The sequence below is a fragment of the Idiomarina piscisalsi genome (assembly GCF_002211765.1).
GTDB classification, from domain to species: Bacteria; Pseudomonadota; Gammaproteobacteria; order Enterobacterales; family Alteromonadaceae; genus Idiomarina; species Idiomarina piscisalsi_A.
The window spans coordinates 669,477-682,114 of record NZ_CP022133.1 but is presented as its reverse complement, the minus strand read 5'-3'; the positions used below and the strand labels follow the sequence as shown (position 1 = coordinate 682,114).

Genomic DNA, 12,638 nt, shown 5'->3' with positions numbered 1-12,638 from the left:
CACTAATTTAAACGCCTGTTTAAACTGTATCGCACAAGAGTATGAATCCCATTGCGGGATGTCAATAATTTCTATCGTTTCCAGTCTTCTAAAGCCGGGTGAGAAAAGGCGTTTGAATCTAATGCCAACACCACCTGATGCGGCTCAATACGAATCACGTTCAAACTTTGATAGCTGTCACCTTCGTACAGTCGCTGACCATTCAGCTCAATCCAGCGCTGGCTCGAGCTGCTTCGATACATGTGGCTGTCGTAGCTAAATTCCGGTACTCGCTGCTGAAATGTCGGAGATAAGTCAGACAATGACGGCACCACGCTGATACGTTGCTCTGTCTCACCTCCCGTTTGCTCGACTGCCTCCTGAAAGCGGTTCAGAAGTTCAGGTGAGACACTGGACAAATCTAAGGCTTCACGCTGACGCTGCCTTTGCTGAGCCAGTTCTGACGATTGTTGGGGCTGAACAGGCTCGTTTGTACTGGTTGTAACCTGCGGCTCTGCGGGCGAGTCGTCTATCGCTTCCCAGCTGATTGCCGGCACCACGGCCGTTTCACCCCATGCAAAGTCTGGATTAACAGTCGCTTCATCCACCACCTCAGCACCCGACCAATAAGCAATACCATACCCCAACGCACTCCCCAAAATCAGCGCCAGCGGCCAGACTAACCATAGATTGTTTTTAGCTGGACGGTCCTGCGCAATGAGGGAGCTGTCCAGCACACTACGATTTTTAAGCAGAGGTGACTGTTGTTGCTTTAACGCTTTTAGTAATGAGGACATACCTATTCACCTCTCGTCAGTCTTGGGCCAAAGTCGCTCGATCTGGACGAAAGCCATGCCATCGTTGCGGCGTCTAACTCTCCCGTGACTCTTAAACCGTTATTCACCTGAAGTGCTCTTAGTTGCCGAGTCGAACTTTCCTTGTGAAGCTCCTCCGGTAAATGCCTTTTTAGCTGTTGTTTGACCCAATCTTCCAAATCGTTCTCGTTAGACACAGGCACTTGCTGATACAACAGCAAAAACTCACCAGTCCAACCCGCGATTGTTGCGGATGTTCGACTTTCCATCAGCAAAGGCGCGGCGTTCTTCCGATACAACAGCGCCGGATAGTTAATGGCTTGTAGCTGTTGAAGGGTCTGGTTCAGTTTTGCGCAAGCTAAGTCATACTGCTCAACCCACTGGCAAAACGGCTCTGACAGCGACGGCTCAGGAAGCCCCCAAGTTGCAGCTAGCGCCTTTGCAGAAAGATAGTCATTCTTTACTTTCAACGGCTCATTCGAGGGTGTTGAATACCAGAAGGTTGCTAACGCAGCCACGGTGAAAAGCAAAATACTCCCCATAATTGAGAGCCATTTTGTATTATTCCTACTGACTTTTCGAGAGGGACAGTCAAGCTCGACAGCCGCCTGATTTAAATGCGTCGGCTTTACCTCTGGTGACGAGTCGGTGTATGCAGCCAGCAAAGCCCGGTCACAATAAAGGTTTAGAAGCCGTGGAATACCTTGTGTCAGCTGATGTGCCCTTTTTGCTGCGGCCGCCGTAAACAATGGCCGGTTTGCGCCTGCGACTTGCAGCCGATAAGCAATATAACGCTGTGTATCTTGTTCAGTCAGCGGTAATAAATGATAACGCGCGGTAATTCGCTGAGCTAGCTGCCTTAACTCCTGACGACGTAACAAATCCTGAAGCTCAGGCTGCCCAATGAGAATAACGCGTAATAGCTTTTTATTGTGTGTTTCCAGGTTGGTTAGCAGCCGCAATTGTTCTAACACCTGCGGTCTTAAGTGCTGCGCCTCGTCAATAAGCACCACACATTGCCGACCGTCTTCATTGGCTTTTAACAAAAACTGGCTGAGCTTATCCGTCAGAACTTTCCGTGTTGCTGAGCGCTTTTGGTAACGAATCCCAAACTCGTCACACAAGCTGGCCAGCAGTTCGTCCTCATTCAGCATCGGATTCAGAATAAAAGCGGTTTCCGTTGACTCCGGTAACTGCTCGATGAGCGCCCGTGACACCGTTGTTTTGCCCGTGCCGACCTCACCCGTTAAAAGAATAAAGCCACCACTGCCCTGCAAGCCTTGGGTTAAATGCGCTAACGCCTCCTGATGACGTTCACTCAGGTAAAGGTAATTAGGATCCGGCGCTATAGAGAAAGGCTCTGCCTGCAAGCCAAAATAGTTCTGATACATAAGCGTTGTACGCAATTTATTATTATTTAACCAACAGTGTAACGACTTGCTTGCACATCCACCAGTGATTAGCGATGATCACTTTCACTAAGAATTAAGTTTAACCGGGAGTCATGAGTGCAGACCTATTTAGTCGGCGGTGCCGTTCGCGATAAATTACTGGGACTGGACGTTCACGAGCGCGACTGGGTCGTTGTTGGCGCAACGCCACAACAAATGCTCGATCAGGGCTTCCAGCAAGTGGGAAAAGACTTCCCTGTATTTTTGCACCCGCTGACCCGAGAAGAGTACGCTCTCGCCCGCACTGAGCGTAAAAATGGCAAAGGCTACAAAGGCTTTGATGTATTCGCTTCACCGGATGTCACTTTAGAAGACGATTTGGTTCGTCGTGACCTTACCATAAATGCCATAGCCGAAGACGAGCAAGGCCAGCTGATCGATCCCTATGGCGGTCAGCATGATATTGAACAGAAAACGCTACGCCACGTGTCACCAGCGTTCGAGGAAGATCCGTTAAGAGTACTTCGCGTTGCCCGCTTTGCCGCGCGTTTTAAGCATTTAGGCTTCACCATTGCCGATGAAACCCATGAGCTACTGGCCAAGATAGCTCACTCTGGCGAGCTCGGTGCATTGACACCAGAGCGCGTCTGGCTGGAGTGGGAAAAGTCATTAAGCACACGCAATCCGGACGTGTTTCTGAGTACTTTGGTTGATATTGACGGGCTAAAACAGGTACTTAAACAGTTCAATGCTAAGAGCAGTAATTTGGATCGCCTGCGCAATGCCGCTCAATTCCGCATTGCTGAACCTAAGCTGACTAAACCGCTTGTTTTTGCGAGTTTGTTTATTGCCAACTCGCCTGTTGAGGATATCCCCCACTTTTGCAAGGTTCTGGCGATACCGAATGAATACCGCGATGCCGCTATACTTGCCGAGCGAAATAGTGACATCATTCTTTCAGAGACGTTGCCAACCGCCGGGCAATTTGCTGAAACATTGCAGTCTATTGACTACTGGCGCCGCCCTGAAAAGCTGCAACAGTTGCTGTTATTGCGTGAGTTAGAACATGAACACACAGAGTTTTCTGAAAACATCGCTGATCAAAGCCGTCAGCTAACACAAGCCGCGTTAAAAGCTGCTGAAGTAAGCCCGCAGTCACTGATTGATAAAGGTTATACAGGTAAGCAGCTTGGGCTTGCCATTAAAGAAAAGCGACTGGAAACACTGGCTAACGAACTTAGGCAAACTCTTTAAGCCAGTCCGTATTTTCCAGCGGAGTTAAATTTTGCTGTTCAGGCTGTTCGCAATATTGGCGCCACATTGCGCCGTAAGTTTTCTTCAAAACCGGGTGCTGTCTGTTTTCGGCTATTTCCGCCAAAGGCCAAAGCACAAACGCATTCTCAATTATTTCGTGGCGCGGCAGCTGTGGTGCTTTTTCTCGCACCATGTCATCGTAAAGTAACACGTCAATGTCTAACGATCGCGGGCTGTACTTCGCGCTATCGGGCTTGCGCCCATTCTCTTGCTCAATGCGCTTGCAGTGCTCTAATACCTTTTCTACCGGCAGCTGGGTCGTGACTTCCACGACAAGGTTGTAAAAGTCACTACCCTTAAAACCTACCGCCTCGCTCAAAAAAACACGAGAGCGCCGTTGATAAGTAAAGCTATCGGCTAATGCCCTTAAACCGGACAAAATATGCTGCTCTTTATCGATATTAGAGCCGAGTCCCAAAAAGACAACTGCCACACTAACCCCTTATCCGAACGGACTGTCGAAAACACTGCGACGAACCGTCACTGCAACATTCGCAGCGTTAGGAACAGCACCGGGCTTCGACACTTTTACTTCGACATTCTGCACGCCAAATTCATTGAGAATTAAGCTGGCAACGCCTTCGGCTACCGTTTCAATTAACTGACGCGGCTTTTCAGCAACCCATTGAGTCACTTTTTCACTGACTAAGGCGTAATCCAAAGCGTCGTTCAAGTCATCGGACTTCGCGGCGGTTTGGTTATCCCAGCTCATTTGAATATCTAAAGTGAGTGTTTGCTTCTTCTCTTTCTCCCAGTCATACACGCCTATAATGGTGTCGACGCTGAGGCCTTCAATGCTAACCACATCGATATCCGCTTGTTCCATTTTCACTCACCCCATAGTAATTGCGGAAAAAACCGCTTATTCTATAAACCTGAATTTTAAACCGCAGTCTACCCTAACAAAAGAGGGATTCGTACCCTATGACAGCGTTAACCATACTGATGATTCTAACAGCCTACCTCTTAGGCTCTATCAGTAGCGCTGTGCTTATCTGTAAACTATGGGGTTTGCCTGACCCTCGTAAAGAAGGCTCCGGAAACCCGGGCGCGACTAATGTTTATCGGGTTGGTGGGAAAATTCCTGCCTTGCTCACACTCTGGTTTGATGTATTAAAAGGCATGGTGCCGGTTTGGGGCTCATACTTTTTAGGTATAGAGCCCTTTTTCTTAGGGCTAATAGCGGTGGCAGCCTGTCTGGGCCATATTTTCCCGTTGTATTTTCACTTTCGCGGTGGCAAAGCTGTCGCTACTGCATTAGGCGCCATGTTTCCGGTTGCCTGGGAAATGGCACTGCTGCTTATTGCGACCTGGCTAGTGGTCTTTAAAATAAGCAAAGTCTCTTCGCTTGCTGCATTAGTGACTGTCTGTCTGGCGCCTTTTTATGCGTATTGGATAAAACCGCAATACACTGTGCCGGTTATTATGATTTCTCTGTTAATTTTGTGGCGACATCAGTCAAATATCGTGCGCCTGACTTCTGGTCAGGAAAAAGGTTTTAAACGCCGTCAGTAGCCGCTGTTGGTTTGGTCTCCTGCATCGGTTCTAAGTCGGTCATTGGCCAGCGCGGATACGTCTTAACGCTCAGTGTTTCAAGCTCTCCCGCCTGCAAACGTAAAGCACCGGCAAGCGCAATCATGGCACCATTGTCAGTGCAAAATTCAGTGCGAGGATAAAACACGCGACCGTTTAGTTTTTTCATTAACGCCTCAAGCTCAGCTCTTAGGTGTTTGTTAGCACTTACTCCACCAGCTATGACCAGTCGCTTATAGCCCGTTTGCTTTAACGCACGACGGCATTTAATAAGTAAGGTATCAACAACCGCATCCTCAAACGCCCGGGCAATATCCGCCAGTGTTTGTTCGCTGTTGTCATTCGCCGCTAATGTATTGGCAGCAAAGGTTTTTAAACCACTGAATGAAAAGTTTAAACCGGGACGGTCTGTCATCGGTCTTGGGAACGTGAAGCGATCACTCACACCTTTTTCAGCCAGTGCTGCAAGTCTGGGTCCGCCAGGGTAATCAAGACCCATCAGTTTGGCGGTTTTATCAAAGGCTTCTCCAGCAGCGTCATCGACAGACTCGCCCAGCAACTCATAATCACCAATACCTTTGACCTGAACCAGTTGCGTGTGTCCGCCTGATACTAATAAGGCGACAAACGGAAATTCGGGTTGATCGTCTTCCAACATAGGCGCCAACAAATGGCCTTCCATATGGTGTACACCAACCGCCGGAAGCCCCCATCCAAATGCCAGGCTTCGGCCTATGCAGGAGCCGACTAACAACGCACCGACTAGGCCGGGGCCTTTAGTATAAGCCACACCGTCCAAATCTTTCGGTGTTATACCCGCTTCCTGCAGTGCGGCTTTCACCAACGGCAAGGTTTTACGTACGTGATCTCGCGACGCCAGCTCAGGCACCACGCCACCGTAGTCAGCATGCAGCTTTACTTGCGAGTATAACTGATGAGCCAGCAGCCCTTTTTCAGTGTCATACACCGCAATACCTGTTTCATCACAAGACGTTTCTATACCTAATACCCGCATACTGCTCACCGATGATGCTTTTTACCGACAATTCTCGGTATTTTACCTGATTTTTGCGGCTGTGACTCGCCAGAGTCAAAAAGTTATGCCACTTTACTCCCTAGTTTGCCTGCAGTTCACTAAGGGGTAAGCGACGGCTATCGAGCGGCCGGCCATCAACGTCACGGAGTGTTAAAACCAGTTCCGGCTGCTCTTTCCAAATCACCTCTATTTGACCATAACGACTGTCTTCATAAGCTTGTCCGTCTCTGTATACGGACGAATAAGGAGTGTCGCTCCCTAAATTAATGCTGCCTGCGGTGACCTGCCAAAGCGGGTACGGCAAATAATCATCAGCTTTTGAAAACTCGCCAAACAAGCGATCACCAACACCGAGGATGAGTCCCGACGGCTGCAACTCTTGCAGAACAGACTTCAATCTGTCCTGCTCTTTAGGAAACATTGACCAGCTATCATAGCCGTTAGCCGGTGCTAATATTGGCGTCGCGCTGAATAAAATTCTCACTTCAGCAGGCTTTTGTAGCTGCTCTTTTAACCATTGCCATTGCTTATTGCCAAGCAAGTCGCCCGCTCGATTCGGCTGATAAAGTCCCAAGCCAGCGTTGAAGCGACGCGTTTGTCGTTCCATCCAACCGACCTGTTCTAACTCATCACGGTTCCAGCGACCATCGAGTAAAATAACCTGCACCCGCTGCGGCTCATTGCCAAAAATAACGCTTTTCGCAATACCATGTTCCTGAAACAGTCGCTCAGAGGTTGCCGGCTCCCGCCAAAAGGTCAAAAAGTGGTTGCGCACGGCGTAACGTTGAGGATTATTTTTACCCGCATGCCCATCAATGCTGTAGTCGGTTTTATTCCAAACAGACATCACTGCCGATCCACGTCTCAGCACTCGGGGCCCGCGGAAACGGTTAAAGACGTCATAAGCATCAAGCAAGTCATCCATGTCATCCGCTTCAACATCTAATGTATTACCGAGAAACACGAAAACCTCTGGCTGCGCATGATTTACCGCATCCCAAACTTCTTGCCGACTGCTGTGGTCCATACAACAACCAAAAGCCACACGAGTGCTCTGCTGAGCCTGGCTTGCTGCGGCAAAGAACAACAGTGAAACGCCCAGTATTAGCTGGGTAATCATCGATTGAGTGTTCAACAGTCGGCAACAACGCATCAGAAGTCCTCTTTATTTGCAGCGCAGCGACGCGCCTCCTCTGCGTCTATATCGCCACGTGACACCAATTTCTTGAGGGCTTGATCCAAAGTTTGCATACCCTTTTCAGCACCGGTTTGAATGGCTGAGTACATTTGCGCCACTTTGTCTTCGCGAATCAGGTTTTTAATGGCTGGCGTCGATACCATAATTTCATGCGCTGCGACTCGGCCACCGCCAACGCGTTTCAACAAGGTTTGTGAGATAACCGCCCGCAAAGACTCCGACAACATTGAGCGAATCATCGGTTTGTCGTCGCCCGGGAATACATCAATAATGCGGTCTATAGTTTTTGGTGCTGACGTTGTATGCAGCGTGCCTAACACTAGGTGTCCGGTTTCAGCGGCAGTCATTGCCAAACGAATGGTTTCGAGATCGCGCATTTCGCCCACCAAAATCACATCCGGGTCTTCCCGCAAAGCCGAGCGCAACGCCGCACTAAAGCTTCGGGTATCGCGATGCACTTCTCGCTGACTCACCAAACTTTTCTGGTTGTCATGCACAAACTCAATAGGGTCTTCAATGGTTAAAATATGCTGCGAACGGGTCTGGTTAATATGATTCACCATCGCCGCTAAGGTTGTTGATTTACCAGAGCCGGTTGGTCCGGTTACTAACACCAAACCGCGGGGCGCATCAATAATGTCCTTAAAGCTAGCCGGAGCTTCCAATTCATCCAGCGTTGTGACTTCATTTGGGATCATCCGAAACGCAGCGGCAATGCCTTTTCGCTGGGTAAAAACATTGGCACGAAAACGCGCAACACCGTCTATTTCAAAGGAGAAGTCACATTCAAAGCGCGAGTTAAACTCTTCCTGCTGCGACTCGGTCATTATCGCAAATAAATCGCTTTTCAACTCTTCAGCCGAATGCTTGGGTTGATTTAAAGGGCGAATGTCCCCATCCACTCTTATCATAGGCGGACTTCCTGACGACAAATGTAAGTCGGAAGCGTTTTGTTTCACACTAAAGGCGAGTAATTCGCTAACATTCATATCCTGTCCCTGAATCAATGAGATGACGATTGCTATGACTATTAAGGTATCAGAAAAAATACAAAATAACCTTGTTAACCTCCGTCAGCAATTAAAGATATTAAGCGAGGAATCTGACGACCAACAACCAGTCCAATTGCTGGCTGTCAGCAAAAAGCATTCCATTGATGCCATTAAAGCCGCAGCTGACGCGGGGCAAATACACTTTGGTGAAAACTACGTACAGGAAGGTGTCGCTAAGATTCAGCAATTGCGGGCTGAAGGTTTTAACCACTTGCAATGGCATTTTATTGGTCCATTACAGTCCAATAAAACAAAAGACGTTGCCGAGCATTTTGACTGGGTGCAAAGCATTGAAAGAGAAAAAATTGCGCGTCGCCTGAACGATCAGCGACCGACCGATAGCGATCCGTTGAACGTGTTGCTGCAAGTAAATATTGATGACGACGACAATAAGTCAGGGTTATCACCAAATGATGTAGAAGCCTTGGCTCGCTTCGTCAGTAACTGCGAAAACCTGAAGCTCAGGGGCTTAATGACTATTTTAAAAGCGGGAACATCAGAGCAGGAACGGAAAGAAAGTTTCGCGAAAATGCGCCAGCTATACCAACAACTGCAAGCGGTGTATGGCGAGCAAATTGACACTCTCTCGATGGGAATGAGCGGCGATATGCGACAAGCCGTGCTCGAGGGTGCTAATATGGTACGTATTGGAACAGCAATTTTTGGACAACGGGAGTCATAATGAAAGACATTCGCAACATTGCGTTTATTGGTGCCGGTAATATGACACAAAGTATTGTCGGTGGTATGTGTAAAAGCGGTTACCCTGCTGACAAAGTCTGGGTCAGTAACCCAAGTGACGCAAAGCTTGAGAAAATGAAATCGGAGCTGGGCGTTAATACCAGCAATGACAACCTGGAAGTGGTCGAAAAGGCCGATGCGATTGTATTGGCCGTGAAGCCGCAATTAATGTCAGAGGTGTGCACTCACTTACGTGAAAACGTCAGTAACTTAAGCGATAAACTCATTATTACGATTGCAGCAGGCATTCGTATTCCAAAATACCGCGAGTATTTAGGCGAGCGCATTCGTATTATTCGCGTCATGCCAAATACGCCATCTCTCGTAGGTCAGGGCATGTCGGGATTAGTCACTGACGACTCAGTCGATCAGGCAGACAAAGACTTTGTCACTGAAGCGTTCAACGGTGTTGGTGAAACCTTGTGGGTTTCCGACGAAGATCAGCTCGATATTCTGGGTGCGGTTGCCGGTAGTGGTCCAGCGTATTTCTTCGAGTTTATGGACAGCTTGGCAAAAGCGGCCACGGCACTTGGCTTTGATGCCGCCAAAGCTCGCGAAATGGTACAACAAACCTGTTTAGGTGCCGCACAAATGGCGAAAGAAAGCGACTTGTCGCTGGAAGACTTGCGCAAACAGGTGACCAGCAAAGGAGGCTCTACTGCAAAAGGAGTGGAAGCCTACCAAGAGTCTGACTTACACGGCATTTCGGACAAAGCGGTCAAAGCCGCTGTTAACCGTAATCAGGAAATGGCGAAACTCTTCTAGGAGCCAGTAATGAATAACGCGCTTACGTTTTTAGTCGCAACACTCATTGATCTTTATCTGATCATTGTTTTGTTACGGCTTTGGATGCAACTGACCAAAGCGGACTTTTATAACCCGGTCAGTCAATTCGTCTATAAAGCGACACAACCGATTGTCGGCCCGCTGCGCAGCTTTATGCCCAGTGTGGGTTCGTTGGATACCGCGAGCTTACTGCTGGCTTTAGCATTAGGTGTTCTAAAAATCGCGGCACTGGTGTGGTTAAACGGTCTCGCCGCAGGCGCTTTGGTTATTGTCATTCAAGGCGTTCTGGCAACCATCAGTAGCTTCCTGTCGATGTTGTTCTGGGTGCTGATTATTCGGGCCATTTTGAGCTGGTTCTCGCAGGGCTACAACCCGGTAGAAGCCATGTTGCACCAAATCACTGAGCCAGTTTTAGCGCCTATTCGCAAGGTCATACCGCCACTGGGTGGTCTCGACTTATCGGTGCTTGTCGCCATTATTGCGTTGCAGTTCCTGCGCATTCTAATTGGCGTCTAGGCTTAGTGGCTAACGTATAAAGTGGGAGTAAAAGTTATGTTGAAAAGTACTCTATTTGCAATCAGCGTCGCATTATTGGCGTGTTTTTCTGGCTCAGCAAACGCCGAGCAGAAACAAACGCTGGGTGACTGGGAGGTTCATTACAGTGCTTTTACTTCCACATTTTTAGCGCCTAAAGTGGCCACTACCTACAATATTACCCGCAGTGCTTCTAAAGGTGTTTTGAACATAGCTGTGTTGGACAAAAACACACAAGCACCACAGGCACCGGGCGTTACCGGTCAAGTCGTGAACCCTCTTGGTCAAGTTCAAACACTGGATTTCCAAAAAATTACAGAGTCTGAAGCCGTATACTATATCGCGCAATTTGACTACACCAACGCAGAAACCTTGCGTTTCACTATTACTATTGGTGATGAGCAAACTTTAAAATTTAACCAGGAGTTTTGGTTAAACGACTGACTTACCGGTTTAGTTGTTAACCGGCTTTACACCTATGGATTGAATATCGCCGGTTTCACTCACACTTCTGACGGTTAACACCACATCGCCCAATTTCACTTTGTCACCAATAACGACCCGGCGGTGAAACTTCTGGGAAAAGTAATCTGCGATAGTCGTACTTAGCAAGCTCTCATCAAGGTTGCCTAAGGGGTAAAAGCTACCCACATCAGCCAGTGTCAGGTCACCCCGTAGCGTGAAGTCACCAAAGAAGTCTTTTTCATTCACTTTCAAGCCTTTACCACCTGATGCAAGTATCCGGCTGACTTCATCAATGTCTTTCACCGTTGCTGCCACCAGTAAGCCGTCGCCCTCTTCGACTGTTGGTTGAGTTTCAGGTTGCAGCCATTCACCCTCTCGAATTAATCCGACAAAAGTGGCTGGTGCTGTCAGCTTGAGCTCTTTCCAGGTGTGGTCACAAGCAGGTGACGTTTTATCGATACGGTATAACCAAACCTCTAAAGCTTCAGAGCTTGGCACCGATGACAACGGCATACGTTGTTGAGGCTGCGCTTTTAATGGCACTTCAAGCCCAAGCCAGCGCGCAACCGGTGCAATCGTCCACCCCTGAATAATCAGCGATATCATCACGACCACGAACGCGATATCAAAGTAAAGTTCCTGGTTCGGCACGCCACTTAACCATGGAAACAAAGCCAGGATAATAGGCACGGCCCCTCTAAGCCCGACCCAACTTATAAATACCTGTTCCCGCCACGGGAAACTGAACGGTAACAAACTCACAATAACCGCCAGCGGGCGGGCGATAAAGATAAGCGCCACGGCGATACCAATGGCAATAGGTGCGTTAGCAACCAGATGAGATGGCACAACCAACAAACCCAGTATCAAAAACATGGTTATTTGGCTTAACCAGGCCAGTCCATCCTGAACCTGCAAAATATGCACAAGTTGAGGCAAGCGCGCATTACCTATGACAAATCCCATTAAATAGACCGCTAAAAAGCCGCTCGCCTGAATTTTGGCGGTTATTGCGTAGATAGAAATAGCGCAGGCGATGGCCAGCAACGGAAAAAAACTAAAGCTTAATGGCAGTTTTCGCGCAGCGACAATAAACAACCGCCCTCCGAGCCAACCAATAGCCAACCCGCCAATAAGCTGCCAAACAATATCCAGCGCCATCCAATGCCATTCGGTCATGGTTCCGCTGGCAACCGCAGCCGTCATCGTTAAGGTAAGGATGACGGCCATTGGGTCATTACTGCCCGATTCTATTTCAAGTGTTGAAGCAACCCGCTCTTTAATCTGCAGGCCACGAGACTGGAAAATACCGAATACCGCGGCGGCATCGGTAGAACTGAGAATGGCCCCCATCAATAAAGCAGCAGGCCAAGGCAGATTAAAGAAGTAAACGGCCGACGTAGCAACAATAGTACAGGTTAATGCCACACCTATGGTTGCCAGACTTATTGCCGGCCAGAGCGCCACACGAAAACGCTCAGGGTGAGTTCGCATACCGCCATCGAAAAGAATAATAACCAATGCCGCCGAGCCAATAAAAAAGGCAATGTCGGGATTATTGAATTCGACACCTAAAATACCCTGCTCACCGGCTAGCATTCCAACCAACAAGAAGGTCAGAAGTACCGGAGCGCCTAAACGATTCGATAAAACCGCGGCCAAAATGCTAACAACCAACAATAAACCGCACAGCAGAATTAGGGTATTCGCAGAGTCCAACTAACCGCTCCTTTTTTATCGCTTTTCTCTTTTCATCATAACAGCTTTACGCATTTTCTTTGTGAAGATTTCAAA

Annotated in this window: 14 protein-coding genes; 6 read left to right on the top strand and 8 right to left on the bottom strand. The window is 48.4% G+C overall.

Annotated features, from left to right (window positions below; genetic code table 11):
• Nucleotides 1–71: 71 nt before the first annotated feature.
• Both CEW91_RS03205 and CEW91_RS03200 read right to left on the bottom strand, forming a co-directional pair.
• Nucleotides 72–776 (bottom strand): general secretion pathway protein GspB, encoded by a 705-nt coding sequence (locus CEW91_RS03205; RefSeq protein WP_088767650.1) that lies wholly within the window; start codon nucleotides 774–776, stop codon nucleotides 72–74.
• Nucleotides 777–778: 2 nt separating this feature from the next.
• Entirely contained in the window at nucleotides 779–2,185 is a 1,407-nt protein-coding gene (locus tag CEW91_RS03200; protein ID WP_088769342.1) for an ExeA family protein, read from the bottom strand.
• Nucleotides 2,186–2,302: 117 nt separating this feature from the next.
• Between CEW91_RS03200 and CEW91_RS03195 the strand changes: the two genes are divergently transcribed.
• Nucleotides 2,303–3,439 carry a multifunctional CCA tRNA nucleotidyl transferase/2'3'-cyclic phosphodiesterase/2'nucleotidase/phosphatase gene (locus CEW91_RS03195; RefSeq protein WP_088767649.1) on the top strand — a complete coding sequence of 379 codons (1,137 nt, stop codon included), beginning with the start codon at nucleotides 2,303–2,305 and terminating at the stop codon, nucleotides 3,437–3,439.
• On the opposite strand, the gene folK is transcribed toward CEW91_RS03195, so the two are convergent.
• Both folK and folB read right to left on the bottom strand, forming a co-directional pair.
• Entirely contained in the window at nucleotides 3,423–3,932 is a 510-nt protein-coding gene (folK, locus tag CEW91_RS03190) for a 2-amino-4-hydroxy-6-hydroxymethyldihydropteridine diphosphokinase (RefSeq protein ID WP_088767648.1), read from the bottom strand. The two genes, CEW91_RS03195 and folK, sit on opposite strands and share 17 nt — an antisense overlap.
• Before the next feature lie 9 nt (nucleotides 3,933–3,941).
• Nucleotides 3,942–4,325: a dihydroneopterin aldolase gene (gene folB, locus CEW91_RS03185; RefSeq protein WP_058576106.1), complete on the bottom strand. Its 384-nt coding sequence runs from the start codon at nucleotides 4,323–4,325 to the stop codon at nucleotides 3,942–3,944.
• A gap of 98 nt (nucleotides 4,326–4,423) precedes the next feature.
• Here folB and plsY point away from each other — a divergent pair, with 98 nt between their 5' ends.
• The gene (gene plsY, locus CEW91_RS03180) at nucleotides 4,424–5,014 is read left to right on the top strand and encodes a glycerol-3-phosphate 1-O-acyltransferase PlsY (protein ID WP_088767647.1); all 591 of its coding nucleotides are present in this window, start codon (nucleotides 4,424–4,426) and stop codon (nucleotides 5,012–5,014) included.
• On the opposite strand, the gene tsaD is transcribed toward plsY, so the two are convergent.
• From tsaD to CEW91_RS03165, 3 genes are all read right to left on the bottom strand, one after another.
• Complete coding sequence (gene tsaD, locus CEW91_RS03175) at nucleotides 4,998–6,047, bottom strand: tRNA (adenosine(37)-N6)-threonylcarbamoyltransferase complex transferase subunit TsaD (RefSeq protein ID WP_088767646.1); 1,050 nt, start codon at nucleotides 6,045–6,047, stop codon at nucleotides 4,998–5,000. The genes plsY and tsaD overlap by 17 nt on opposite strands.
• A 100-nt stretch (nucleotides 6,048–6,147) precedes the next feature.
• Nucleotides 6,148–7,188, bottom strand: a complete 1,041-nt coding sequence (locus CEW91_RS03170) for a phosphodiesterase (protein WP_088769341.1) — start codon at nucleotides 7,186–7,188, stop codon at nucleotides 6,148–6,150.
• Between the two features lie 32 nt (nucleotides 7,189–7,220).
• On the bottom strand, nucleotides 7,221–8,255 hold the full coding sequence (locus CEW91_RS03165; RefSeq protein ID WP_088767645.1) for a type IV pilus twitching motility protein PilT: 1,035 nt from the start codon (nucleotides 8,253–8,255) through the stop codon (nucleotides 7,221–7,223).
• A gap of 34 nt (nucleotides 8,256–8,289) precedes the next feature.
• Here CEW91_RS03165 and CEW91_RS03160 point away from each other — a divergent pair, with 34 nt between their 5' ends.
• From CEW91_RS03160 to CEW91_RS03145, 4 genes are read left to right on the top strand one after another with little or no spacing between them, the layout of a single operon-like run.
• A complete protein-coding gene (locus CEW91_RS03160) occupies nucleotides 8,290–9,000 on the top strand; it encodes a YggS family pyridoxal phosphate-dependent enzyme (RefSeq protein ID WP_088767644.1) in 711 nt (236 codons plus the stop codon).
• Nucleotides 9,000–9,824, top strand: coding sequence for a pyrroline-5-carboxylate reductase (proC, locus tag CEW91_RS03155; RefSeq protein WP_088767643.1), 825 nt, complete (start codon nucleotides 9,000–9,002; stop codon nucleotides 9,822–9,824). The genes CEW91_RS03160 and proC overlap by 1 nt, the downstream gene beginning before the upstream one ends.
• Before the next feature lie 9 nt (nucleotides 9,825–9,833).
• Nucleotides 9,834–10,361, top strand: coding sequence for a YggT family protein (locus tag CEW91_RS03150; protein WP_088767642.1), 528 nt, complete (start codon nucleotides 9,834–9,836; stop codon nucleotides 10,359–10,361).
• A 36-nt stretch (nucleotides 10,362–10,397) separates the two neighbouring features.
• Nucleotides 10,398–10,823, top strand: a complete 426-nt coding sequence (locus CEW91_RS03145) for a DUF4426 domain-containing protein (RefSeq protein WP_088767641.1) — start codon at nucleotides 10,398–10,400, stop codon at nucleotides 10,821–10,823.
• A gap of 9 nt (nucleotides 10,824–10,832) precedes the next feature.
• On the opposite strand, the gene CEW91_RS03140 is transcribed toward CEW91_RS03145, so the two are convergent.
• Nucleotides 10,833–12,563, bottom strand: coding sequence for a potassium/proton antiporter (locus CEW91_RS03140; RefSeq protein ID WP_088767640.1), 1,731 nt, complete (start codon nucleotides 12,561–12,563; stop codon nucleotides 10,833–10,835).
• Nucleotides 12,564–12,638: the final 75 nt, after the last annotated feature.